The organism is Thalassobius vesicularis (assembly GCF_004799325.1).
GTDB classification, from domain to species: Bacteria; Pseudomonadota; Alphaproteobacteria; order Rhodobacterales; family Rhodobacteraceae; genus Thalassobius; species Thalassobius vesicularis.
The window spans coordinates 72,473-97,868 of record NZ_SSMD01000006.1; the positions used below are offsets into that span (position 1 = coordinate 72,473).

General features: G+C 64.5%; 22 protein-coding genes. 12 read left to right on the forward strand and 10 right to left on the reverse strand.

Annotation, left to right across the window (positions count from 1 at the left end):
- The gene (gene cueR / locus E7681_RS13105) at positions 1-390 is read left to right on the forward strand and encodes a Cu(I)-responsive transcriptional regulator (RefSeq protein ID WP_136339756.1); all 390 of its coding nucleotides are present in this window, start codon (positions 1-3) and stop codon (positions 388-390) included.
- A gap of 112 nt (positions 391-502) precedes the next feature.
- On the opposite strand, the gene E7681_RS13110 is transcribed toward cueR, so the two are convergent.
- The 6 genes from E7681_RS13110 to E7681_RS13135 are packed head-to-tail and all read right to left on the reverse strand — an operon-like array spanning position 503 to position 7,456.
- Positions 503-1,486, reverse strand: a complete 984-nt coding sequence (locus tag E7681_RS13110) for an NAD(P)H-dependent flavin oxidoreductase (RefSeq protein WP_136339757.1) — start codon at positions 1,484-1,486, stop codon at positions 503-505.
- A 1-nt stretch (position 1,487) separates the two neighbouring features.
- Positions 1,488-2,273, reverse strand: coding sequence for an enoyl-CoA hydratase-related protein (locus E7681_RS13115; protein WP_136339758.1), 786 nt, complete (start codon positions 2,271-2,273; stop codon positions 1,488-1,490).
- Between the two features lie 10 nt (positions 2,274-2,283).
- Positions 2,284-3,414: a CaiB/BaiF CoA transferase family protein gene (locus E7681_RS13120; RefSeq protein WP_136339759.1), complete on the reverse strand. Its 1,131-nt coding sequence runs from the start codon at positions 3,412-3,414 to the stop codon at positions 2,284-2,286.
- Positions 3,411-5,558 carry a 3-hydroxyacyl-CoA dehydrogenase NAD-binding domain-containing protein gene (locus E7681_RS13125; RefSeq protein WP_136339760.1) on the reverse strand — a complete coding sequence of 716 codons (2,148 nt, stop codon included), beginning with the start codon at positions 5,556-5,558 and terminating at the stop codon, positions 3,411-3,413. Before E7681_RS13125 ends, E7681_RS13120 begins: the two co-directional genes overlap by 4 nt.
- Positions 5,559-5,569: 11 nt before the next feature.
- A complete protein-coding gene (locus E7681_RS13130; RefSeq protein WP_136339761.1) occupies positions 5,570-6,778 on the reverse strand; it encodes an acetyl-CoA C-acetyltransferase in 1,209 nt (402 codons plus the stop codon).
- Positions 6,779-6,802: 24 nt separating this feature from the next.
- Complete coding sequence (locus E7681_RS13135) at positions 6,803-7,456, reverse strand: TetR/AcrR family transcriptional regulator (protein WP_136339762.1); 654 nt, start codon at positions 7,454-7,456, stop codon at positions 6,803-6,805.
- A 205-nt stretch (positions 7,457-7,661) separates the two neighbouring features.
- Between E7681_RS13135 and E7681_RS13140 the strand changes: the two genes are divergently transcribed.
- From E7681_RS13140 to E7681_RS13170, 7 genes are all read left to right on the forward strand, one after another.
- Positions 7,662-8,537, forward strand: a complete 876-nt coding sequence (locus tag E7681_RS13140; RefSeq protein ID WP_136339763.1) for a branched-chain amino acid ABC transporter permease — start codon at positions 7,662-7,664, stop codon at positions 8,535-8,537.
- A 4-nt stretch (positions 8,538-8,541) separates the two neighbouring features.
- The gene (locus E7681_RS13145; RefSeq protein WP_136339764.1) at positions 8,542-9,636 is read left to right on the forward strand and encodes a branched-chain amino acid ABC transporter permease; all 1,095 of its coding nucleotides are present in this window, start codon (positions 8,542-8,544) and stop codon (positions 9,634-9,636) included.
- Positions 9,633-10,403 (forward strand): ABC transporter ATP-binding protein, encoded by a 771-nt coding sequence (locus tag E7681_RS13150; RefSeq protein ID WP_136339765.1) that lies wholly within the window; start codon positions 9,633-9,635, stop codon positions 10,401-10,403. The genes E7681_RS13145 and E7681_RS13150 overlap by 4 nt, the downstream gene beginning before the upstream one ends.
- Positions 10,400-11,164, forward strand: a complete 765-nt coding sequence (locus E7681_RS13155) for an ABC transporter ATP-binding protein (RefSeq protein ID WP_136339766.1) — start codon at positions 10,400-10,402, stop codon at positions 11,162-11,164. The genes E7681_RS13150 and E7681_RS13155 overlap by 4 nt, the downstream gene beginning before the upstream one ends.
- Before the next feature lie 4 nt (positions 11,165-11,168).
- Positions 11,169-13,013, forward strand: a complete 1,845-nt coding sequence (locus E7681_RS13160) for an AMP-dependent synthetase/ligase (RefSeq protein ID WP_136339767.1) — start codon at positions 11,169-11,171, stop codon at positions 13,011-13,013.
- Positions 13,014-13,073: 60 nt separating this feature from the next.
- Positions 13,074-14,240, forward strand: a complete 1,167-nt coding sequence (locus tag E7681_RS13165) for an ABC transporter substrate-binding protein (protein WP_136339768.1) — start codon at positions 13,074-13,076, stop codon at positions 14,238-14,240.
- Positions 14,241-14,333: 93 nt separating this feature from the next.
- The gene (locus tag E7681_RS13170; protein WP_136339769.1) at positions 14,334-15,485 is read left to right on the forward strand and encodes an acyl-CoA dehydrogenase family protein; all 1,152 of its coding nucleotides are present in this window, start codon (positions 14,334-14,336) and stop codon (positions 15,483-15,485) included.
- Positions 15,486-15,661: 176 nt separating this feature from the next.
- Here E7681_RS13170 and purU read toward each other — a convergent pair whose 3' ends face one another.
- From purU to E7681_RS13190, 4 genes are all read right to left on the reverse strand, one after another.
- A complete protein-coding gene (purU, locus tag E7681_RS13175; RefSeq protein ID WP_136339770.1) occupies positions 15,662-16,546 on the reverse strand; it encodes a formyltetrahydrofolate deformylase in 885 nt (294 codons plus the stop codon).
- Between the two features lie 237 nt (positions 16,547-16,783).
- Complete coding sequence (locus tag E7681_RS13180) at positions 16,784-17,146, reverse strand: hypothetical protein (protein ID WP_136339771.1); 363 nt, start codon at positions 17,144-17,146, stop codon at positions 16,784-16,786.
- A gap of 398 nt (positions 17,147-17,544) precedes the next feature.
- Positions 17,545-19,659 carry a caspase family protein gene (locus tag E7681_RS13185; RefSeq protein WP_136339772.1) on the reverse strand — a complete coding sequence of 705 codons (2,115 nt, stop codon included), beginning with the start codon at positions 19,657-19,659 and terminating at the stop codon, positions 17,545-17,547.
- Positions 19,660-19,666: 7 nt separating this feature from the next.
- Positions 19,667-20,311 carry a hypothetical protein gene (locus tag E7681_RS13190; RefSeq protein WP_136339773.1) on the reverse strand — a complete coding sequence of 215 codons (645 nt, stop codon included), beginning with the start codon at positions 20,309-20,311 and terminating at the stop codon, positions 19,667-19,669.
- A 154-nt stretch (positions 20,312-20,465) separates the two neighbouring features.
- Here E7681_RS13190 and E7681_RS13195 point away from each other — a divergent pair, with 154 nt between their 5' ends.
- Genes E7681_RS13195 through E7681_RS13210 form a run of 4 tightly spaced genes read left to right on the forward strand, consistent with a single transcriptional unit; the run spans position 20,466 to position 25,372 of the window.
- Positions 20,466-21,815: a S1C family serine protease gene (locus E7681_RS13195; RefSeq protein WP_136339774.1), complete on the forward strand. Its 1,350-nt coding sequence runs from the start codon at positions 20,466-20,468 to the stop codon at positions 21,813-21,815.
- 22 nt (positions 21,816-21,837) lie between these two features.
- Positions 21,838-22,539 (forward strand): response regulator transcription factor, encoded by a 702-nt coding sequence (locus tag E7681_RS13200; protein WP_136339775.1) that lies wholly within the window; start codon positions 21,838-21,840, stop codon positions 22,537-22,539.
- On the forward strand, positions 22,536-23,885 hold the full coding sequence (locus E7681_RS13205; protein ID WP_136339776.1) for a sensor histidine kinase: 1,350 nt from the start codon (positions 22,536-22,538) through the stop codon (positions 23,883-23,885). The genes E7681_RS13200 and E7681_RS13205 overlap by 4 nt, the downstream gene beginning before the upstream one ends.
- Before the next feature lie 29 nt (positions 23,886-23,914).
- Positions 23,915-25,372: a patatin-like phospholipase family protein gene (locus tag E7681_RS13210; protein WP_136339777.1), complete on the forward strand. Its 1,458-nt coding sequence runs from the start codon at positions 23,915-23,917 to the stop codon at positions 25,370-25,372.
- Positions 25,373-25,396: the final 24 nt, after the last annotated feature.

Here is a 25,396-nt window from a genome sequence, read left to right on the forward strand (position 1 = left end):
ATGAATATCGGAGAAGTCTCCAAACGGTCGGGTCTGCCGGCGAAAACCATCCGCTACTACGAGGATATCGGCCTGATCCAACCGCATCGCAGCGACAACGGATACCGCGCCTTTGCCGAGTCCGACCTGCATAAGCTGGCCTTTCTGGGCCGCGCCCGCGCGCTGGGGTTCAGCATCGAGGATTGCCGTAACCTGTTGACTTTGTACGAAGATCGCAGCCGCGCCAGCGCCGATGTCAAGCAGATCGCCAAGACGCACCTGACCCGGATCGACCAGAAACTGGCCGAGTTGCAAGAGATGCGGGCGACGCTGGCGGGGCTGGTTTCGGCCTGCGCGGGGGACAACCGGCCGGACTGTCCGATCCTGGCTGACCTGTCCTCTCACGATTGATTAACCGGCGAAAACGTATGATTTCCGGCGATTTTCGTACGTCGGTTTTCGCATGAAAAAGGGGCTGGCCCGTCCCCCTCAGAACAGGCCAGCCCCCGTTTGCCCAAGCGCCTTAGCGGCGGTAGTGGGCGACCTGTGCGGCCAGGCGGTCGGCGGCGGCAAAGTATTCGTTTGCCAGACGGTCGACCAGCTCGGCGGTGGGGACGACTTTCTTGACCGCGCCGATGCCCTGACCCGATCCCCAGATGGTGGACCAGCTTTTGGGTTTCTCGCGTGCCTCGCCGAAATCCATCTTTGACGGATCGGAGCGTTCCAGATTGTCCGGGTCCATGCCCGCAGCAGCGATCGAGGGTTTCAGGTAGTTGCCCCAGACGCCGGTGAACAGGTTCGAATAGACGATGTCCGACGCGCCGCTTTCGGTGATCATTTCCTTGTAGCGGTCGACGGCGTTCGCCTCTTCGGTGGCGATGAAGGCCGAGCCAGCATAGCCGCCATCCGCGCCCATCGCCTGCGCCGCCAGGATCGAGTCGCCGCGACCAATGGCGCCGGACAGGAACAGCGGGCCGTCGAACCATTCGCGGATTTCCGAGATCAGCGCCAGCGGCGACAGCGCGCCTGCGTGGCCACCGGCACCGGCGGCAACGGCGATCAGGCCGTCGGCGCCTTTCTCGATGGCCTTACGGGCGAACTTGTCGTTGATGACGTCGTGCAGAACGATCGCGCCGACCGAGTGGGCGGCCTCGTAGACCCATTCCTGCGCGCCCAGCGAGGTGATCCAGACCGGCACCTTGTGCTTGACGCAAAGTTCCACGTCACGCTCCAGACGGGCGTTCGAGCGGTGGACGATCTGGTTCACGGCAAAGGGGGCCGCGGGGCGATCGGGGTTGGCCTCGGTGTATTCGGCGAGGGTGTCGGAGATGCGCGACAGCCATTCACCCAGATCGTTGCCCTCTTTCTCGCGCGCGTTCAGGGCGGGGAAAGAGCCGACGACACCGGCCTTGCACTGGGCGATCACCAGATCCGGGTTCGAGATGATGAACAGCGGAGAGCCGATCAGCGGAATGCGCAGGTTTTGCAGGACGGGGGGTAGGGACATCTTACTTGCCTTTGAATACGGGTTTGCGTTTTTCGACGAAGGCCTGGACGCCTTCTCGGAAATCTGCGGTCTGGGTCAGGTGGCCCTGGATCTGGGCCTCGGCCGAGAACGCGTCAGAGAAGGACGCGTTGCTGATGTTACGCAGAATTTTCTTGGCACCAGCGGCGGCCAGAGGGGCGGCAGCGGCGATGCGGTTGGCCATGGCGAGGGTGGCTGTTTCCAGCTCGTCCTCGGGGACGACGTGGTTGACCAGGCCGTGTTGCAGGCATTCGGCCGCGGGGATCTTGCGGCCTTCGATGATGGCCTGCAGGGCGCGGTGATAGCCCATGCCCTTGAGCAGCAGCCAGGTGTTGCCGCCGTCAGGCACCAGCGCGATCGCGGCGAAGGCCATGTAGAGGCTGGCATTGTCGGCCATCACCACCATGTCGCAGTTCATCGCATAGGCCGCGCCGATCCCGGCGGCGGCGCCGTGGACCTGGGCGATCCAGATCTTGGGCGAGTTGGCGATGCCGACCAGGCTGGGGCGATACTCGGCTTCCAGCATGTGGTCGGTGGGCATGGCGGACAGGCCGCCCTTGAGGTCGGCGCCAGCACAGAAGCCGCGGCCTTCGCCCTTCATGATGACGACGCGGATGTCCGGGTCGGTGTCGATCTGCGCGACGGCCTGGATCAGGCCCCTGCGCAGGTCGTCGTTGATGGCGTTGAACGCGTCGGGGCGGGTCAGGGTCAGGGTGGCGATGGCGCCGTCCTTTTCGATCCGCAGCACGCCGTTGATGTCGGTGCTCATGGGGTCCTCCTCAGGTCAGGACCCCGCTGGCGCGAAGTCCGGCAATCGTTTCGGCGTCATAGCCCAACTCGGCCAGGACAGTTTCGGTATCCGCGCCGGGCGCGGGTGGGCGGCCCACCGGCCCCGGAGCCGTACGGCTGAAGCGCGGGGCGGGGGTCACCTGCGTGACGCCATCCACCTGCGTGAAGACGCCGCGGGCCTTCATGTGCGGGTGTTCGGGGGCCTCGGACCAGGTCAGCACGGGGGCGACGCAGGCATCGGAGCCATCGAACAGTGCCGTCCATTCGTCCCGAGTCCTCGTCTTGAAAACTTGTGCGTACAAGGCGTGACGCTGCGTCCAGTCGGCCTCGTCCATCTGGGTGGCTTTGTGCTCTTGCGGCAGGCCGGCCATGTCGACCAGCTGGGCAAAGAACTGCGGCTCCAGCGGGCCGACCGAGACGAATTTGCCGTCCGCGCATTCATACGAGCGGTAGAAGGGCGCGCCGCCGTCCAGCCAGTTATTTTCACGCTGTTCGGTCCAGCGGCCCATGGCGATCATCGAATGGATCAGCGCCAGCAGGGCCGGGGCCCCGTCGACCATCGCGGCGTCGATGACCTGACCCTTGCCCGAGCTTTGACGCTCGAACAGGGCGGACAGGATGCCCAGCAGCAGGAACATGGTGCCGCCCGCGTAATCCGCGCCGATGTTGAGCGGCGGGATCGGCGGCAGGTCTTTCTTGCCGATGGCGTGCAGAACGCCGGTGATGCCCAGATAGTTGATGTCATGGCCCGCCATTTGCGACATCGGGCCGGTCTGGCCCCAGCCGGTCATGCGGCCAAAGACCAGCCCCGGATTGCGCGCAAGGCAGGCGTCAGGGCCAAGGCCCATCCGCTCCATCACGCCGGGGCGGAAGCCTTCGATCAGCACGTCGGCGCCTTCGATCAGGCGCAGGGCGGCCTCGATCCCGGCGGGGTCTTTCAGGTTCAGCGCGACGGACCGCTTGCCCCGGTTGTTGATGTCGGCCTTGTTGGCCTTGCCGGATTTGCGGGTGACGAGGGTGACCTGAGCGCCAAGATCAGACAGGAATTGCCCCGCCAGGGGGGCGGGGCCGATTCCTGCCATCTCGACGACCCGAAGGCCGTGGAGTGGTCCGTTGGTCATGCGGCAAGGGCCTCCTTGTTGCGCAGGATGTCATAGGCGCTGTCGGGCAGGGCGAAGCGTTCGCCGTACTTGTCCGCCAGATCCTTGGCGCGGGCTGCGAACGCGTCGATGCCGATGCCACGGATGTACTGGATCGCGCCACCGGTATGGGCCGGGAACCCGATGGCAAAGATGCCGCCCAGGTTGGCCTCGACCTCGGAGCGCAGGACGTTTTCGTTCAGGCAGCGCAGGGTTTCGATCGCCTGACGGTAGAGCAGACGGTCGATCGCGTCCTCCATCGGGATTTCGGCGTTGCCCTTGGCGAATTGCGCCAGACCCGACCACAGGGTTTTCGAGCCGTCCGCCGCGTATTCGTAGAAGCCGCCACCGTAGTGACGCCCGCCGCGGCCTTGCTCGATCATCGCGTCGCACACGGCCTTGGAGGCGACGTTGTGCTTGCCGAAGCCCGAGTCGACGCCCAGGCGTTCGTCCAGCGCCTTGTGGGTCTTGCCGACCTTTTGCGACAGTACCAGCGAGACCTCGTCATGCACGGCCAGCGGCCCGACGGGCATGCCGGCCAGCCAGCCTGCGCGTTCCACCGCGACGGGGGACAGGCCGTCGACCATCAGCGAGATGCCTTCGTCCATGAAAGTGCCGAACACGCGGCTGGTAAAGAAACCGCGGCTGTCGTTCACCACGATCGGCATGTAGCCGATCTGCTGGACGTAATCGTAGGCCTTGCGCAGGGTTTCCTCGCTGGTCTGCTCGCCCATGATGATCTCGACGACCTTCATCTTGTCCACGGGGGAAAAGAAGTGCAGCCCGATGAACCGGGTCGGGTCGGGGCAGGCCTTGGCCAGGATCGAGATCGGCAGGGTCGAGGTGTTCGAGCCGTAGATGCCGTTCGGCCCCAGCTGCTTGAACGTCTCGGGGATGACCTTTTCCTTCAGGGCGATGTCCTCGAACACGGCTTCGATGATGATGTCGGTGCCGGCAAAGGCGGCGTCATCGGTGGCCGGGGTGATCTGAGACAGCAGGCGCTCTTTCTTGGCGTCGTCCATGCGGCCGCGCTTGATGGCCTTGTCGGCCAGCATCGCGGTGTAGGATTTGCCCTTTTCGGCCTTGTCCATCTCGGTGTCTTTCAGAACCGAGGGCAGGCCCGCGTTGGCATGCGCCCATGCGATGCCCGAGCCCATCATGCCCGCGCCCAGAATGGCGGCGTTGGCAGCCTTCCAGCGGTCGCCTTGCGGGCGGACGGCGCCGGATTTGATCGCCTGCATCCCGAAGAAGAAGGTGGTGATCGCGGCCTTGCACTCGGGCGTCATGACCAGCGCGCACAATCCGCGGCTTTCCATCCGCAGGGCGGCGTCATAGTCGATCCGCATCGAGTTGACGGCGATGTCCAGAATCTTGGCCGGTGCGGGCAGCAGGCCGCGGGTCTTGGAATAGAGGAACGCGGACGAGCCGACGATCATCTGGCGCACCTTGGGGTGCAGCACGTCGCCGCCGGGATAGCGGAAGCCCTTTTGATCCCAGGGCTGGGTGTGCGTCTCGGGGTTGGCCTTGATCCAGGCCTTGGCGGCGGGGATCAGGTCGTCGATGGCAGGCACCACGGCGTCCACCATGCCGGCCTTCAGTGCGGCTTGGGGTTTGACGGGCTTGCCTTCGGTCAGGTGGGGCAGGGCTTTTTCCAGGCCCAGCAGCTTGGTCAGACGGACCACGCCACCGGCACCGGGCAGCAGGCCCAGCGTCACCTCGGGCAGGCCGACGACGGCACCGGGGACGTCCGCGATGACGCGGTGGTTGCAGGCCAGGCACAGTTCATATCCGCCGCCCAAGGCCGCGCCGTTGATGGCGGCAACGACCGGCACGCCCAGCTGTTCGAGGTCGCGGTAGGGACGCTTGTTTTCCTCGATATAGTGAAAGGTCTCGGCGTCGGATTTCTGGATCGCCAGGATCAGTTTCAGATCGCCACCGGCAAAGAAGGTCTTCTTGGCCGAGGCAAAGACGACCCCCTTCAGATCGGGTTCGGCGCGCAGCTTGGCCAGCACCTGATCCATGCCCGGAACATAGCGTTCGTTCATGGTGTTGGCGGACTGGCCCTGCATGTCCATGGTGACGGTCACGATGCCGTCGGCGTCTTTTTCGTAAATGAAATCAGTCATGTCTGTCCCCCTCAGACGCGTTCGATGATCGAGGCGATGCCCATGCCGCCGCCCACGCACATGCAGATCAGCGCGCGTTTCAGGTTCCGGCGTTCCAGCTCGTCCAGCATGGTGCTGACCAGCATTCCGCCGGTGGCCCCCAGCGGGTGGCCCATGGCGATGGCGCCGCCGACGACGTTCAGTTTCTCGTCCGGCACGTTCAGGTCTTTCTGCAGGCGCAGGGCGACCGAGGCGAAGGCTTCGTTGATTTCCACCAAATCGATGTCGTCGATGGTCAGGCCGGCCTTTGCCAGCGCCTTTTCCGAAGCCGGGCCGGGGCCCGTCAGCATGATGGTGGGATCGGTTGCCGTCAGCGCGACGGACACAACGCGGCCACGCGGGGTCAGGCCCAGATCCTTACCGACCTGTTCGTTGCCCAGCATGATCAGCGAGGCGCCATCCACGATGCCCGAGCTGTTGCCGGGTGTGTGGACGTGGTTGATCCGCTCGACCTGCGGGTATTTGGCCAGCGCCACGGCGTCAAAGCCGAACTGGCCGGGCACGGCAAAGCTGGGCTTCAGCGCGGCCAGTTTCTGCATGTTGGTATCGGCCTTGATGAAGTCGTCACGCTCCAGAATGACCACGCCGTTTTCGTCGCGCACGGGCACGACCGAGCGGTCGAACCAGCCGGAATCACGGGCGTGGGCGGCGCGTTTTTGCGACTCGACGGCGAAGGCGTCGACGTCATCGCGGCTCCAGCCTTCGATGGTGGCGATCAGGTCGGCGCCGATGCCCTGCGGAACAAAGCCGGTCTGAATCGCGGTGGCGGGGTCTTCGGCGAAGGGGCCGCCATCGGCACCCATCGGGACGCGCGACATGGATTCGTAGCCGCCTGCGCAGACCAGATCCTCCCACCCGGACGCGATCTTGGCGGCGGCGGTGTTGAAGGTGTCCAGACCCGAGGCGCAGAACCGGTTGACCTGCGCGCCGGCGACCTTTTGATCCCAGCCCGCTTTTTGCAGGGCGATCTTGGGCAGAACGGCGCCCTGTTCCAGAACCGGAGCCACGCAGCCCAGCATCACGTCATCGACGCGGGACGTGTCCAGATCGTGGCGGGTCTGCATTTCGGTCAGCAGCGTGGTGACCAGATCGATCGGTTTCACCTCGTGCAGGGTGCCGTCGGGCTTGCCTTTGCTGCGGGGTGTTCTGATCGCGTCATAGATATAGGCTGTGTGAGTCATCTCGTTCCTCCTTCGAGCGGCATTCTAGCCAAGAATGTGCTCGCGAATTGTGCCTTCAAGCTGCACCTTGGCGAAATCGACGCGCGGGAGCGGCTCGAACGGAATGGTGGAGAGCGCGTGCGCCTCCTCCTCGGGAATGCCGACCGAACGCAAGATCAGCTCGGCCGTATCCGAGCCCGACTTGCGCCAAGTCAGAAGGCCGCCCAGCACCAGCGAGGTGGCCCCCATCACGGCGCCACCGCCCAATGCGGTGACGGAATGAATCTGGTCAGGGCGATAGGCAAACCGCCCCTGTTCAAGCCCGGTGCGCAGCAGCTGATGGGGCAATTTCCCCCAGAACTTGCCCAGCCGGGGGTCGATCATGCCGAACTGGGCGACGAAGCGGCCCCAGTCGGGTTCCTCGTACACGCGGCGGATGACCTTGCGGATGATCAGCGCCAGACGCAGGGCCGGATCTTCGATGTCACTGTCCGTCGCAAGCGAGGTCTGGCGCAGCTCGAGGTACATCAGATCGCACAGGATGTTGAACAGCTCGTCCGGGGTATCCAGGTTATTATAGATCGTCCCCCGCGACAGGCCGGCCTCTTTGGCCAGGTCGCTGATGGCAATCTGCTTGGCTCCCTTCTCGGCAAACAGGCGCAGGGCAGCGTGCAGGATGCGGGCTGTGACGGTCTTCATGCGCGGTCCTGATGGTAGTTGACAGAATTTGAACACGCGTGTTTAAATCGTGTCAATAGCGTTCATCGGTCATGGGAGGAGACAGAATGGATGCGTACAAAGGTGGACCCGTAAAGGGCCCATTCCCGGCGGAATGTCGGGCGCTTCTGTACGTCTTTGATACTGGTTCGCAGCTTTGCGCGGGCGGTAAGGGAAAGGCGGAACAATGGAACTGATTCAGCTGATCATCGGGGGGATCGCCACAGGGTGTATCTACGGGCTTGTCGCCCTTGGATTCGTCCTGATCTACAAGGCGACCGAGGGTGTGAACTTTGCCCAGGGGGACATGATGATGCTGGGGGCCTTTGTGGCGCTTGGCATGGTCAATTCGGAATTCGGGGCGCTGCCCTTCATTCCGGGTGTCATCCTGGCGGCGATCATCATGGGGGGCGTTGGCTATGGCGTGGACCGCTTTGTCGTACGCCAGATCTTTGGCCAGCCGCACTTTGCGCTGGTGATCCTGACCATCGCGATGGGCTTTGTGTTCCGCTTTGCGGCGGGCGCGATCTGGGGCTTCACGCCGCTGGTGCTGGAAACCCCGTTCGCAGGCAACACGCTGAACATCGGCGGCATCATCATCGGTTACGAGGATCTGACGACCATCATCGTCACCGCCCTGCTGACCCTGTCGCTGTGGGCGTTTTTCCAGTTCACCAAGCTGGGCCTTGCGGCGCAGGCGTCGTCGCAGAACCAGATGGCGGCCTATATCGTGGGCGTGCCGGTGCATCGGGTGAACTCGATGATCTGGGCGCTGTCGGGGGCCGTGTCGACCATCGCGGGCGTGCTGTACGCGTCCAAGGGGGCGATTGACCCGAACATTGGCCTGCTGGGGATGAAAGCCTTCGCAGCGGCGGTGATCGGCGGCTTTGGCAGCCTGCCCGGCGCGCTGCTGGGTGGCATCCTGATCGGTGTGGTCGAGCCCATCGCGGCACGTTACCTGCCCGGCGGGATCAGCCAGATGAGCCCCTATATCATCATGCTGGCGGTGCTGGTCACCCGGCCCAACGGGCTCTTCGCCCAGATCTACGCGAAGAAGGTGTGACCCGATGAAAGTGATTTTCAAGACAAGCTACGACAACGACATCGACCTGCACGAGGATTGGTGGGATCGCGGCAAGATGATCGCGCTGGTCGCGGTGATGGCGGTGCTGCCCTTCTTTCTGGGCGAGTACTACATGGCCGAGATCACCAACACGCTGATCTGGTCGCTGGCCGGTATGGGGCTGATGCTGCTGGTGGGTCACACCGGGCAGGCGAGCCTGGGCCACGCCGCATTCCTGGCGATCGGGGCCTATACGGACGCCGCGCTGATGAATGTGGGCGTGCCATGGCTGGTGGCCTTCCCGCTTGCGGGGATCGCGGCCGGGGTGTTCGGCGCCATCGTCGCCATTCCGGCGGTGCGGATGTCGGGGATCTACCTGGCCATCGCCACGCTGGCGCTGTTCGTCATCGTCGAAGAAGCCATCATCATCGCCGAGCCGATCACCGGCGGGGTGGGCGGCCTGTTCGCGCCCTCGATCACCATCGCGGGCATCGATTTCGACCGCTATGCCAGCCTGAACAACTTCTACTGGCTGTGCCTGGCCGTGGTGGTGCTGGTGACCTGGCTGTACGCCAACCTGATGCGCAGCCCGACGGGCCGCAGCTTCTTGGCTGTGCGCGACTCCGAGGTCTCGGCGCGGGCGCTGGGGATCAACATCACGCGGACGCGGTCTTTGGCCTTTGGCCTGAGCTGCGCCATGACCGGCCTGGCCGGCGCGCTGATGGGCCACTTCATCACGTTCTTCAACTACGAGCTCTTCTCGGTCTTCATCTCGATCAACCTGCTTCTGGTGGTGACGATCGGGGGGCTGGGGTTCATCCAGGGCGCGTTCTTTGGGGCAATCCTGATCACTGCGGTGCCGCAGCTGATCGCCATCCTGCGCGACGGCGCGATGTCCACGCTGGGCCTCGACCTGTCGATGCCGGGGCTGGATACGCTGGTCTTCTCGGTCATCCTGATCGGTTTCATCATCTATGAACCGACCGGCCTGTACGGCCGCTGGCTGAAGATCCGGTTCTGGCTGGAATTGTTCCCGCTGGCACGGCGCGACATGTTCCGCCGCCAGAAAACCTATCTGAAAACGGAGCGGATGAAATGAGCCTGTTGGAAGTAAAGGACCTGGCGGTCCATTTCGGCGGGGTGAAGGCGGTGGACGGCGTGTCGTTCAGCGTGGAAGAAGGCGAGGTTTTCTCGATCATCGGCCCGAACGGGGCGGGGAAATCCACGATCTTCAACCTGATCTCGCGGTTCTACAAACCCACCCGCGGCACGATCAAGTTCGACGGCCGTGACATCACCCACATGTCGGCGCATGAAATCGCGCCGATCGGCATCGCCCGCACGTTCCAGAATATCGAGCTGTTCGACCATTCCACCGTGCTGGACAACCTGCTGATGGGGCGGCACACGCATCGCAACACCAACTGGCTGCAGGACATGTGGTTCCTGCCGAAGGTGCGCCGCGAAGAGCGTGAGCATCGCCGCGTCGTCGAGGAGGTGATCGAGTTCCTGGAGCTGGAAGCCTACCGCGAAAAGCTGATCGCGGGCCTGCCTTACGGCGTGCGCAAGGTCGTGGAAATCGGCCGCGCGCTGGCGATGGGGCCCAAGATGATCCTGCTGGACGAACCGGCCTCGGGCCTGTCCGTCGAGGAAAGCCAGGAGGTCGCCTATTGGGTCGAGGACATGCGCCGCGACATGGGGCTGACCGTGCTGATGGTGGAACATGACATGAGCCTGGTGAACCAGGTCAGCGACCGCGTTCTGGCGGTGGCCCAGGGCCAGCCGCTGGCAATGGGCACCCCGGCCGAGGTCCAGTCGGACCCGCAGGTCAAGGCGGCCTATCTGGGCACGGAGGTGTACGAATGACCAAGGTTCTGGATATCCGCAACGTCGAAACCTTCTACGGCGCGATCATGGCGCTGCGGGGGGTCTCGTTGGAGGTCAAGGAAGGCGAAATCGTCACCATCCTGGGCGCCAACGGCGCAGGCAAGACGACGCTGATGAAAACCATCAGCGGACTGATGGACCCCGAAAAGGGCACCGTCGAGTTCAACGGCGAAAACATCGTCGGCAAACAGCCCGACCACATCGTGCGCAAGGGCCTGGCCCACGTGCCCGAGGGCCGCGAGGTGTTCCCCTATCTGACCATCGAGGAAAACCTGAAGATGGGCGCGTATTGCCGGGGCGGGGACATCCGCGACGACATCGCGCTGGTCTACGAGTACTTCCCGATCCTGAAGGAACGTCGCAACCAGTCGGCGGGCTTTCTGTCGGGTGGTCAGCAGCAGATGCTGGCAATCGGGCGGGGCCTTATGGCCAAGCCCAAGCTGATGCTGCTGGACGAGCCCTCGCTTGGTCTGTCGCCGCTGCTGACGCAGGAGATTTTCGCGATCATCAAACGCCTGAATGCCGAGCAGAAAGTGACGATGCTGCTGGTCGAGCAGAACGCCAACGTGGCGCTGCACACGGCGCATCAGGGCTATGTGCTGGAAATGGGCCGCATCGTGATGGCCGGTTCCTGCGAAGAGCTGCGCAAATCCGACGACATTCAGGAATTCTACCTCGGCCGCCAGGAAGAGACCCAACGGGGTCAGAAACGCTGGAAACGCCGGAAGACGTGGAGGTAACGCGATGAGCACAGATATGATCATCCCGGCCGACGCGCCCATCACGATGGACGGGTGCGATACGGTTGTGAAGCTCTGGGCGAAACGCTGCAAAGAGCTGGGCAAGAAAACCGCCCACCGCGAGAAAGAGCTGGGCATCTGGCAGTCCTACTCGTGGAACGACTACTACACCGGCGCGCGCAATACGGGCCTGGCGCTGCTGGCGATGGGCCTGGAAAAGGGCCAGCCGGTGCAGATCCTGTCCGAAGACCGGCGCGAATGGCTGTATGTCGATCTGGGCGTGGCGGCGGTGGGGGGTATTCCCTCGGGCGTCTACACGACGGACTCGGCCAATCAGCTGGCCTATCTGGTCAACGACTCGGGTGCGCCGTTCCTGTTCGTGGAAAACGACGAGCAGCTGGACAAGTTCCTGGAGGTGCGCGACCAGATGCCCGGCCTGAAGAAGGTCATCGTGTTCGATCGTGACGGTCTGGCGACCTTCAGCGATCCGATGGTGATGTTCTGGGACGAGCTGATGGACATCGGCGAGGCCGAAAACAAGGCCAACCCCAAGAAGTTCGAACAGGCGCTGGAGGCCGTTCAGCCGCGCGATCCGCGTATGCTGATCTACACCTCGGGCACCACCGGCCCGCCCAAGGGCGCGATGATCACCCACCGCAACGTCATGTACCAGATGTTCGCGGGCGAGCAGACCATCGAGTTCGAACCCACGGATGAACTCCTGTGCTTCTTGCCGCTGTGCCACGTGCTGGAGCGTCTGATCTCGGTCGAATTCCCGATCTTCGCGGGCTGCAAGGTGAACTTTGCCGAAAGCCCCGAAACCGTGTTCGACAACCTGCGCGAGGTCAGCCCGCATTCGTTCACCGGCGTGCCGCGGATCTGGGAAAAGGTCTATAGCCGCATCACCATCATGCGGTCCGAGGCCGGCTGGCTGGGCAAGAAATTCCTGGACTGGGCCATTGCCGCGGGCATGAAAAAGGTCGAGGCCAAGGAAGAGGGCAAGCACATGTCGCCCGGCGCCAAGCTGAACCTGTTCCTGGCGGACCTGCTGGTGCTGCGCAACCTGCGCCAACTGGTGGGCCTGCAACGCACCCGCCGCTGCACCACGGGGGCCGCGCCGATCTCGCCCGACCTGCTGCGCTGGTTCGAGGCGATTGGCGTGCACCTGCTGGAAGGCTACGGGATGACGGAAACCTCGGGTGTGGCCTCGGTCAACACGCTGGCGCATAACCGCATCGGCACCGTGGGTCAGGCGACCCCCGGCACGCAGCTGCGGATCGCGCCGGACGGGGAAATCCAGGTGGGCGGCCCCGCCGTGTTCGGTGGCTACTGGAACAAGCCGGAGAAAACGGCCGAAACCATGACCGAGGACGGATGGCTGCGCACCGGCGATATCGGGCGGCTGGACAACGAGGGCAACCTGACCATCACCGGCCGACTGAAAGACATCATCATCACCGCCGGGGGCAAGAACATCACCCCCGCCGAAATCGAGAGCAAGCTGAAGTTCTCGCCCTATGTCTCGGACGCGGTGGTGATCGGGGACAAGCGCAAATACCTGACATGCCTGATCATGATTGATCAGGAAAATGTTGAAAGGTTCGCGCAAGAGCGTCAAATTCCATATGCGGACTTCGCCTCGCTGACGCGGGCAAAGGAGGTGGTGGAGCTGATCGGCAAAGTGGTGAGCGAGGTGAACAAACAGTTCGCCCAGGTGGAACAGATCAAGGATTTCCGCCTGATCGACATCCTGCTGACCGCCGAAGACGAAGAGCTGACGCCCACGATGAAACTCAAGCGGAATTACGTGAACTCGCGTCATTCCGGTTTGATCGACAGCATGTACTGACCGCGCCTTTGAGGAGGGGCCCGGTCGACATAAACAGACCTTTAGGGAGGAACTAAAATAATGAAACTGTTCAAGACGTTTGCCGCCGCCGCGGCTCTGTCGCTGAGCGCGGCACTGCCGGCTCTGGCCGAGGACGGCGTGACCGACACCGAGGTCAAGATCGGTGCCGTGCACGACCTGTCGGGCATCTTCGCGCCCTTCTCGGTGCCCGCCGTGAAAGCAGCCCAGCTGTATTTCGACGAAGTGAACGCCAAGGGCGGCGTGCATGGTCGCAAGATCACCTACATCGTCGAGGATCACGGCTATCAGGTGCCCAAGGCCGTTCAGGCAGGCAACAAGCTGATCAACCGCGACAACGTCTTCGCCATGCTGCTGAACCTGGGCACGCCGATGAACATCGCGCTGTTCAAGATGATGGAGCCCAAGGGCATCCCGAACGTGGCGCCGCTGACCTCGGCCCGTCAGGTGCTGGAGCCGCCCGCGCCGTGGAAATTCATGACCGGCTCGTCCTATTATGACGGGGTGAAGCTGGCCTCGGAATACCTGGCCAAGGAACAGGGCAAGAAGACCTTCTGCCTGATGTACCTGCCCACCGACTTTGGCAAGGAAATCGAGATGGGTGTGAAGGACGGCGCGGCGGCAGCTGGCGCGGCCTTTGGCATCGAAACCCAGCACAAGCCGGACGAGACCGATTTCTCGGGCGCGCTGGGCAAGATCAAGGAAGCGGGCTGTGACACCGTTGCCACCGCCCTGGGCATCAGCCAGACCATCAACGTGATCGCCACCGCCAACAAGCTGGGCGTGGATGTTGACTTCCTGCTGTCCTCGGCCGGGTTCCACACCGTTGTCGCCAAGGGCCTGGCCGCCCAGGGCGTGATGGATGGCGTCTGGGCCGCTGCCGGCTGGCTGGATCTGGAAGCCCGCGTCAGCAACCCCGAAGTGGGTGCATGGGTGAAATCCTACACCGAAGCCACCGGCGAGAAGTTCCCCGGCACCGGCTCGCTGCTGGGCCGCTCGGCAGCTGAAACCATGGTGCGCGCCCTGGAAGCAGCCGGTCCTGACCTGACCCGCGCCAGCTTCATCGCGGCCCTGGAAAACCTGTCCTTTGACGACGTGATCATGGGCGCCAAGGTTGCTTACAGCCCCGACAGCCACGTCGGCGCCAAAGAGATCTTCATCTCGAAGGTCGAAAACGGTTCGTGGGTTCTGGTTCACACCGTCCAGTAACCTGACCAAACAACCGGGGCGGCCTTCGGGCCGCCCCGTCTTACGCAAATCCCCCTCACAGTTGTAAACCTTTGATCAGACAGGAGGTCTCCGGTGCTGAAACGGACGATCTATGACGAAGAACACGAGATGTTCCGCCGCACGGTGCGCAAATGGGCCGAGGCCGAAGTGTTCCCGCATGCCGAGGAATGGCGCGAAGCGGGCTGTGTCAGCCGCGAGGTGTGGAAAAAGGCCGGCGAGCAGGGGTTCCTGTGCATGTACGCCGACGAGAAATACGGCGGCCTGGGGCTGGACGATTTCCGCTATGACATGATCCTGGCCGAAGAGATCAACCCGAAAGAGCCGGGCTTTTTCATCGGGCTGCACAACCGCATCGTCGGCCCCTACCTGCACAAGATGGGCACCGAGGACCAGAAGGCCCGCTATATGCCGGGCATCGTGTCGGGCGAGATCGTGCTGGCCATCGCCATGACCGAACCGGGCACCGGATCGGACCTGGGCGGGGTCAAGACCCGCGCCGTGGAAATGGATGACCACTGGGTGCTGAACGGCTCGAAAACCTACATCTCGAACGGCATCCTGGCCGGGCTGGTTATTGTCGCCGCCCGCACCGGTGACGGCCACGAGATCGGCCTGTTCCTGGTCGAGGACGGCATGGAGGGCTTCAGCCGCGGCCGCCGCCTGAAAAAGATGGGCCTGCAATCGCAGGACACGGCCGAGCTGTTCTTTGACAACGTCAAGGTGCCCAAGACCAACGTGCTGGGCGACCCGCGCCGGGGCTTCAAATCCATGATGATGAACCTGGCCGAGGAACGCATCATGGGCGCGCTTGGCTTCATGGCCCGCGCTGAACACGCCTTTGGCCTGACCATGGAATACATCATGGACCGCCGCGCCTTTGGCCGCCCGATCGGCACCTTCCAGAACTCGCGCTTCAAGATGGCGTCGATGCGCACCGAACTGGACGCAGGCTGGGCGCTGACCGATCACTTGGTACGCGAACACCTGAAGGGCGAACTGAGCGCCGAAATGGCCGCCGAGGCCAAGCTGTTCACCTCCGAGGTCGAAGGCCGCGTGGTCGACGAATGCGTGCAGCTGCACGGCGGGGCGGGCTACATGGACGAGTACGAAATCTCGCGCCTCTACAGCGACGCCCGCATCAGCCGGATCTACGCAGGTACGTCGGAAATCATGCGCGAAATCATCGGTCGCGGCCTGGGCCTGGACGAACGCGGCCGCAACTAAGCGGTGCGCTGCGCGCGCAGGATTTTTAGCATAGGGGCGCAGCCCCTCTGCGCCTGCGGCGCATTCACCCCGGGATATTTGAGAAAAGAAGAAGACCAGGGCGCACGTTCCCCCCTTCTTCTTTTTCCAAATATCCCGGGGGTTTTGGGGGCAGAGCCCCCAATCGGTCCTGAGTGTTAGCCCATCCGCTCGGACGCGTAGGAGCCTGGGGAGGCCGGGAACACCACGGTCTTGTTGCCGTTCAGGAACACGCGGTGGTGGATATGGGCGTGCACGGCGCGCGCCAGAACCGAGGATTCCACGTCGCGGCCCAGGGTCACGTAGTCGTCGGGCGACTGGGCGTGGGTGACGCGGACGGTGTCCTGCTCGATGATGGGGCCTTCGTCCAGGTCGGCGGTGACGTAATGCGCGGTGGCGCCGATCAGTTTCACGCCGCGGGCATAGGCTTGCTTGTAGGGGTAGGCGCCCTTGAAGCTGGGCAGGAAGGAGTGGTGGATGTTGATGATCCGGCCCGACATCTTCTTGCACATCTCGTCCGACAGCACCTGCATGTAGCGGGCCAGAACGACCAGTTCGGCGCCGGTGTCCTCGATGATGGACATCTGCTGTGCTTCGGCCTTTTCCTTGTTGTCCTTGGTGACCTTGATGTAGTGGAACGGCAGGTCGTGGTTCACCACCAGTTTCTGGTAGTCTAGGTGGTTCGAGATCACGCCCACGATATCGATCGGCAGCGCGCCGATGCGCCAGCGGTACAGCAGGTCGTTCAGGCAATGCCCGAAGCGCGACACCATCAGAACCACCTTCATTTTCTGGTCTTCGTCATGGAAGGCATAGGTCATCCCGAATTCAGAGGCAGTGGCCTCGAAGGCTTCGGTCAGCTGGTCGATGGTGGCGCCGGTTTCGGGGCGGAAACTGATCCGCATGAAGAAGGTGTCGGTCTCGAAATCATCGTACTGGTGCGAGTCGCCGATGTTACAGCCATGCTCGGCCAGGAAGGTGGCGATCGCCGCGACGATGCCGCGGGTAGAGGTGCATTTCACGGTCAGGGCAAAGCTGTTCATCGGGGTCCATCCGTTGGCCTTGAGGGGTGTTCCCAGCGGTATACGGCACGGAAATCGGGGGGCAATGCCTTGATTGCGACTGTTTTGCGCGAAAATGCGGGCGGGGCCGAAAAATCCGTAAAACGGGTTTCCTAAAGGCGACGATCCAGCTGGATTTCGCGACTTTGGCCAAATGGGCCGGCCCGCCCCTGCTCGACAGCGGGCGGGCCGGCGGTGTGACGATACCCTTGGGGAAGGTCAGTCTTGGGATCCCTGAACCGGAGAGATGGACATCATCAGACCCAGAGACGCCAGAAGCCCTGCAAGCCCGGCCAGAAGCGCCGGAGAGGCCGAATAAAGAAGCTCGCAGAAGGCACGGGCCAGGGCAGAGGGGAAACTGCCCGCATACGGCTGGGTCAGGGCCGTAAACCACACAAACGCATGCCACGAACCGGCCGCAACGATCCAGGGAAGGGGGGCGGCGCGGTTCGTGGACTTGGAATGCCGCACCCAGAAAAGCGCGACAAGGAAACCGGGAAAAAGGGCCGGCAGGGCACTCACCTCCTGCCGGCCAGTGATGTCGAAACCGGACCAGACCGCCAGCGGGACGGCGGCGGACACAGCCACAAGGGGCGGGACCAAAACGGAAAGGGAAAAAGATTTGGTCATTGGAAAAGTCCCTTTGTTTCAACATGCTACAAATTTACTGCCCCGCGTGCGCCACATCAAATGACGAAAGCTGTCATCTTGGGAAACCTGTCAGCGCGCCGCGTTTATCTTTCGCTCATGCGTCGGATTGTGTGATTCTTGCGAAAAAACGTACGCTTGAAATCGTGCCCGTCCCGCCTGTGGCCAAGGCAGGATTTGAGTATTTTGATCAGAAAGAAACACAGGAAGTGGCGCCCTTCTCCGCCGGGGTGCGGTCGAAGGAGAGCCCTGCATTCCGGCTTCTTTCTGACAGAAATACTCACGGCGCGCCGGGGGTGCCGACGCGTCGTCTGAGAATAGAGCGCGCGGGTTCAGCTTCCGGGGACCGTGTCGATCTCGAATTGCAGGAAGGCCGGGGCGGGTTCGGCTTTTTTCTTGCGGCTGGACAGGCTGACGGCGGCGCGGGTGGTTTGGCCGAAGCCGGCCTCGTCCAGCAGGCCGGTCAGACCGCGCGGGGCCGAGCCGGCCTGGCGGGTGCGCGACAGCGGGGGTTGTTCGAGGAAGGACAGGTCTTCGACCTCGGACTGGGGATCGGCGGGTGAGACTATGACCAGCAGCCGGTCGCGGCCAAAGGCGGCGTCTGTGACTAGCACGTAATCCTCGCTCAGCGTGTCGCCGGGGTGCAGTCGGCCGTTGCCCATGAACGAGATCGAATAGTCCGACCCGACATAGAGCACGTTGAAATCCACCGCCCTGTCGTTCGGGTTGGTCAGGGTCAGGCCGATCACGTCGTCCGGGATCATGCGTGTCACGGATTGGGCCGCGACGGGCTGGTGACTGTCGGGGACAATGTCCTCGGCGTTCGGATCAAAGCGCGCGCGGGTCAGGGCGGCGGAGACCTGCACCGCCGTTCCGGAGGTCGCCGCGCCGACCTTCATCAGGTTCAGCGCCTTGCTCATGTAGGAGATGTTTTCCGAGAAAACCTCGGCCAGTTCCGTGGTGTCCTTGTCGGCGGTCGAGATCGAGAAGAGCTGGTCGAACTGGTCTTCCTCGATCAGGCCCGAGGCGGGCAGGAACCAGATCGCGTCGGGGCGGGGGCTGTCGGGGATCACGGCAAGGCGCAGGTCGGCATCGGCGCTGGCGGGCACGAAGGCGATGCGAGGGCCGATGCGGGCCATGTCGCGGGCGGCGGCGATGGCGGCGTCCAGCGCCTGTGCCGGGGCCGTGCCGGGGTCGGGCAGGGCGATTGTCAGCGACATGTCAAGGCTGGCGCTGGTCTTGCGCAGCACCGCGCCCTTGGGGATGGCGGGGGCGGTGCCTTGCGGCGTGGCCGTGGCGGTGAATGTGTCCAGCGTGGTGACGGTATAGGTGGCCAGCGCGGCGTCGTCGGGATCGGCGGGCGAGGCGAGCAAGATCAGCTCGGCCCCGTCGTCAAGCCCGTGCAGGCGGCCGGCGGGCAGGGTCAGCGTGTCGCCCTTGGCCGCGACGGGCCATTGCAGGATGCGCCCGGCAGATCCGGTGCCAAAGACGGGGTCGTCCAGCTCGCCCTCGAACAGGGGGGTGGTGCGGGCCAGGTTTTGCACCGCGTATTTGCGCAGGATTTCCTGTGACAGCTGGCGGTAGGTGATGCCCGGACGCTCGGCCAGCGTCTGGAACAGGGTGTAGGTGAAGACGCCCTGCAGGCGGCGGTCGGGGTCGCCTTTGGGCATGTTCTTTTCGGGCGTCGTCTCGGTGGTTTGGGCGGCGAAGAAGGCGGTCAGCTTGCCTTGCAGCGAGGTGGTTGAGGTCTCAACGGCGGCGGGCGGCGCGGTGCGCGGGTCGTCCAGCGCGCGGGTCTGGGATTCGGCTTCGGCCATGCGCTCGGCCGGGACGCCAAGGGCCGAGGGGGGCAGTTTGCGTTCGCGCACGTCCTCGTCCAGCGAGGGGGCGGCGCGGGTGGCGGTGCCGGAATGGCAGCTGTCGAACACCACCCAGACATCGGCCCCCTTGGAGCGGATGGCGTCGATCATCTGGCCGATCTCGTCATCGACGAGGGCGTTTTGCACGGTGCCGGTCGTGTCCTCCCACGGGCCGATGTCGACGGGCAGGAACAGTTCGTCCAGCCCGTCGGTTTCGGTGGAGGGGTCCAGCGCGGGGGCTTGGCTGCCGTGGCCGGAGAAGTGGAGGTAGACGAAATCGCCGGGCTGCACGGTGGCGGCCAGATGGGCGAAGCCGTCGCGGATCGCTTGCAGGGTCGGGGCGGGGGCACCTTCGACGCCATCGGCCAGCACGGTGATGCGGTCAGCGGCAAACGGCACCACGGGGTTCGACTGAAGGTAGGTCGCCACAAGGTCGATATCGTTGGCCGGGCCGCGCAGCCAGAACCGCTGATCCAGCGCCGGATAGGTCGAGGCACCGATCAGCAGGGCGTAATTCTCGCGCGCGGCGGCGGGCAGGGCGGACAGGGCCAGCAGACCGGCCAGGGCGGTGGATCGCAGCAGGGTCATGGCGGCCTCAGTTGGTGATCAGCGAATAGGGCGAGGACACGCCGCCCTTGTTCTTGACGATGATGGTGAAGCCCTCGGACGTGGCCGGACGCCAGCCGCAATAGGCGATGGCGGAAATATCGGTGTCCGAGCACACCAGCCGCCCCTTGGCGTCGTGGACGTAAAGGTTCAGATCGGCCGAGGCCTGACCCTCGATATAGACCTCGGCGTATTCGCCGCCGGTATAGGGCAGGGGCGGGTAGGTGTCGGTGCCGCCCGAGCGGATCGAGGTGATCGAGTAGACCTGACCGGTGGAAACGCCCTTTGTATTCTCGTCGCGCACGTCCTGGATCAGGCCCAGAAGGGCGTCGTCGCCCACGGCCAGCTCGGCGGCGGTGTCCAGCATGTCCTGCCAGCTGAGCGGCGCCTCGTCCGGATCGGCAGTGGCGGCGGCACCGTCACTGGTGGGGGCGCGGTCGATGCGGCGGAAGTTCAGCGATTTACGCAGCTTGGCGGCGGCCAGCACCAGAATCGGGTCCGAGGTTTCAACCCCGGTCAGGTACAGCTGGGCCGACAGCTCGGCGGTTTTCAAAGGGGTTTGGGCCTGCGCGGACAGGGGCAAAAGGGCTGCGGCAGACAGGGAAACGGCAAGGAAAAGGGACTTGGGAAACATCATAAAGCTCCGTCTTGGATGCCATGATAATGCGGGTGCGGGCGTGGCTTTTCAAAACCTTTCTGGCGGATTTCCGAACATGAACGGACTTGTCATGTGAGTTTACCGGGGGGCGTTGCTAGCTGTGGGGTAACGGAACAGAAAGGATGTTCACATGACCCGGATGACCCCGAATGCGACTGAACGCGGGCTTTATGCGCGCCGTATGCGCCGCCCGCTGCTGAGCCTGCTGCCGATGCTGGCCCTGTGTGTCACGCTGATTTCGGCAATCGCCGACCGGGCGCAGGCGGGTCCGATGCTGGAGCGCGGGCTGAACGCGACGCTGGTCGTGGAAACCGCGGACGGGGACGAGAAATTCCTGGGTTCGGCGGTACTGTGGCGCGACGGGCGGCTGGCGGTGACCAACGCGCATGTCGTCAAGCGCGCAACCCGCGTGGTGCTGCGGCACCGCGACGGGCGCACGGTGGTGGCGCGTGTGATCGCCCGTGATGAAAAGCGCGACCTGGCGCTGATCGAGCTGGACGAGGCCACGTTCGGCCCCGGTCTGGAACCCGCGCTGGGCCTGCCCGGTCTGGGCGACGAGGTTTATGCGCTGGGCGCGCCACTGGAAGCGGACCAGACGGTGACGCGCGGGATCGTCTCGGTCGTGGCGCGGCAGGTGCAGGCGGGCGTGCCGGTGCGCTATATCCAGCATGACGCGGCGATCAACCCGGGCAGCTCGGGCGGGCCGCTGCTGGATGGCGAGGGCCGTGTCGTGGGGCTGAACGCGCGGATCGCCGATGGCTCGCGCCTGTTCGTGGGGATTTCCTATGCGATCCCGGCGGCGCTGATTGACCGGTTCATCGCGGGCGATCTGCCCGAAGTGCCGGATCTGGGCGTGACCGCGCGCCCGATTGATGCGCGCATCGCCGCCGCGCTGGGGCTGGAGAAGGGCGCGGGCGTGCTGGTGGACAACGTGAACCCGTCCAGCCTGGGCGCGCGGGCCGGTCTGCTGGCGGGCGACGTGGTGGTGCGGGTCAATGGCCGCGCGATCGTGAAGCCGGGCGACATGGCCTTTGCGCTGGACGAACGTGACGGCGATACCGTGGTGTTCGAGGTGCTGCGCGGCGGAGAGCCGTTGATGCTGGAGCTGGAGCTGATCAAGCACTCGGTCGATATCGACGACGACGGCACCTCGCGCGAGATTGCGATCATCCGGGCCTATGATCTGGCGCGTCTGGGCCTGCAAATGGGCAGCGATGGCGTGACGGTCGAGGTGATCAGCCCCGCCAGCCCCGCCTACCTGGCCGGTCTGGATGCAGGCGACACGATCCTGTCGGTGAACGGGCAGCCGGCCTCGGCCGAGTTGCTGGAAACGCTGAAGATCTCGCGCCCGGTACTGCTGCTGGTGCGCCGCCCCGATGGCCGCACGCTGCACGTCACCGTCGACCCCTGGAGCAACGGCGCACGCAGCCAGATCATGGGCGGGGCGAATGTCCTTGACCCGGTGGTCGTAATCTTCTGATCTGGGCCGAAGGAGTTCGTTCATGAGTACCACCCCCCGTATCCTGATCGTCGAGGACGACGCCGTGGCCGCTCAGGCCATGGCCGAGGCCGCCCGCGATGTCGGCGCCGAGCCGGTGCTGCGCGCCACCTACGCCGACGGGCTGGAGGCCGCCAAGGCCGGGGCCTACGCGGTGATCCTGTTCGACCGGATGCTGCCGGGCGGCGACGGGGTGGACGCGATCGCCAAGGTGCGGGCGGCGGGCTCGACCGCGCTGGTGATGGTGGTCTCGGCGCTGGGGCGCGCGGCCAACAAGATCGAGGGGCTGGAGAAGGGCGCGGACGATTACCTGGCCAAACCCTTTGACCCAGACGAGCTGCGCGCGCGCCTGCGGGCGCTGCTGCGGCGCACGACGATGGTGGCGCTGGACAATGACGTGGTGGCCTTTGGCGATCTGGAAATCCGCATGAAGGCGCGCACCGTGCATGTCGGCACGACGCATATCGCGATCTCCCCCAAAGAGTTCAAATTGCTGAGCTATTTCGCCACGAATGCGGGTGCGCTGGTGACGCGGATGCAGCTGCTGGAGCATGTCTGGAACCTGCATTTCGACCCGCAGACCAACGTGGTGGACGTGCATGTCGGCCGTCTGCGGCGCAAGCTGGAACAGGTCGCGGGCCGCCCGATCATCCACACCGCCCGCGGCGAGGGCTATGTGTTCGACCCGGTCAAGGTGGCGGAATGAGGGGTGCGCGCCGCTCGGCCAGCCTGAGGGTATCGCTGCTGGTGGCGGCGGTGATCTCGGCGATGTCGCTGGCGGCGATGGGGCTGCAATACCGCGTGACGGCGCAGTCGCTGGACGCGCGGCAGGCGGAGTTGTTGGCGGCCGATCTGGCCTCGTTCGCGGCTTTGTACGAACAACGCCGGATCGTGGCACTGCGCGAGGCGATCGAGTTTCGCGTGGCCAGCACGCCGCCCGCGCAGGTGCTGTATCTGCTGACGGATCGCGGCGCGAAACTGGCCGGGAATATCGACGCATGGCCCGCCGGGCTGGCCCCGAATGGCAGCGATTTCGCGGCCACGGGGGCGCAGGTTTTCGCGCTGGCGGGCGTCGAATACGTGGGCGTCGCGCGTGAATTGCCGGGAGGGTTCCCGCTGCTGGTGGCGCGGGCGCGGACGGATACTCTGGCGACGCTGAACGATCTGCGGCAGCTGATCGGCTGGGTCGCGCTGGCGCTGGTGGCGGTGTCGCTGCTGGCCGGGTGGGGCATCAGCCGGGCGGTGCTGGGGCGGATCGGGCGGCTGAACGCGCTGGCCGACCGGGTGGCGGCGGGCGATCTGTCGGCGCGCTTGCCGGCCCCCGCGCGGCAGGACGAATTCGCGCTGTTGCAGGACCATATCCACGCCATGCTGGACCGGATCGAGGCGCTGAACCGCGCTACGCACCGGCTGTCGGATTCGGTGGCGCATGAGCTGCGCACGCCTCTGAACCGCATCCAGCAGCGGCTGGCAGGGCTGGGTGAGGACGACGCCGCGCTGGCCGTGCGCGAGGAGATTCGCGCCACGGTTCGGATTTTCGACGCCCTGCTGGACATCTCGGCGGCCGAGGCGGCGCAGGGGCAGCGGCCCGGTCTGGTGCCGGTGGACTTGTCTGAACTGGCCGAGGAGCTGGCCGATTTGTACGAGCCGCTGGCCGAGGACGAGGGGATGAACCTGACCACGGCGCTGGAGCCGGGCCTGCACGTGCTGGGCGAGCGTAGCCTGCTGGCGCAGCTGCTGACCAACCTGCTGGAAAACGCGATCAAATATTGCCGTCCGGGCGATGAAATCCGTCTGGGTCTGTGGGCCGAAGGCGACCGCATCGTGCTGGAGGTGCGAGACACCGGCCCCGGCATTCCCGCCGATCTGCGCGGCCAGATGTTCGACCGTTTCACCCGCGCCGAGCGCGACCGCGCCAAGGCCGGGCACGGGCTGGGGCTGGCGCTGGTGCAGGCGATCGCGGCGCGGCACGGGGCCAAACTGTTGCTGCCCGAGACCGCAAAAGGCTTTGCCATCAGGATCGTCTGCCCTAAACTTGACGCTACGGCCTGATATTTCCGGCCCGGCCTTGGGGGAGGACGATGAAGTCATTTTTTATGCTGTGTGCGGCCCTTTCGCTGACAGGCTGTGCGGCGATCAACAAACCGCTGAACCAACCGCTGCCCGAGGGGCAAAATCCCCCGCTTGCCGAGGTTACCATGACCGCCCCCACGGATGGCGAGGTCTATGTCGGGCTGGCGTTCTCGGGCGGGGGGATGCGGGCCTCGGCCTTTGCTTATGGATTGCTGGAGGAATTGCGCGCCCAGACCGCCACGCCGAAAGACCCCGACGGCGTGCTGTCCGAGGTGCGGCTGGTGACGGGGGTGTCTGGTGGCTCGGTCACGGCGGCGTATTTCGGGCTGAAAGGGCCCGCCGCGCTGGACGGCTACCGCGAGAATTACCTGCTGACCAACGCCGAGAAATACATGGCCAACAGCCCGCTGAACCCGCTGACGCTGGTGCGCGGGGTCACCGGCGGGGCCAACGGGCGCAAGACCTTCGGGCGCTATCTGGACGAAAAGTTGTTCCACGGCGCGACCTTTGGCGACCTGCGCCAGCGCAGCAACATCATCACCTGGATCAACGCCACGGACATGGCCAACCAGACGCCGTTCCTGTTCAGCCCGGAAACCTTTGACGCGCTGTGCTCGGACCTGGGCAGTTTCCCGATTTCGGACGCGGTGGCGGCCTCGGCGGCGTTTCCGCTGGTGTTCTCGCCGATCACGCTGGAGGCGCATCAGGGCAAGTGCCAGTACAAGGAGCCCGACTGGCTGACGGACGCGCGGTATAACCCCGAGGCGACCTCGGCGATGAAGGCGCAGGCGGCGGCGCTGGAAAGCTATGGCGATCCCGAAAAGGTGCAATACGTCAAGCTGCTGGACGGCGGCATCACCGACAATTTCGGCACCACGGGTCTGGCGATCGAACGGGCGCGCGCGCGCAACGGATTCGCGCCGATGACCCCGCAACAGGCAGTGCGGCTGAAGCGGTTCCTGTTCATCGTGGCCGATGCGGGCACAGAGAAAACCTATGCCTGGTCGCGCAAGCTGGGCGGGCCGGGGGGCGTGAAACTGGCGATGGGGATCGCGGGGGCCTCGATGGGGTCGGCGTCGCGCACGGGCTATGATGCGATGCGGCTGCAGCTGGACCGCTGGCAGAAGGACCTGGTGGATTACCGGTGTTCCCTGTCGCGCGGCGAGGTGGCGCGGCTACGCGGCAGCCTGTCGGGCTGGAATTGCCGGGACGTGAAGTTCTTTGTCGGCAAGATCAGCTTTGACGGGCTGGACCCGGCGCAACAAGCACAGCTGAACGAGATTCCGACGCGGCTGAAACTGAAGCCCGAACAGGTGGACATGACGATCGAGGCCGGACGGCAGGCCGCGCGGGTGAACCCCGAATTGAACGGGTTCCTGCATGCCCAACCGGGGCGCAATCCACTGGCTGCATTGAAAACCGGCACCGGAAAACAACCCAAGCGGATATCACCCATCAAGAATTGATGACAAATGCTGTCAGGGGGGCAA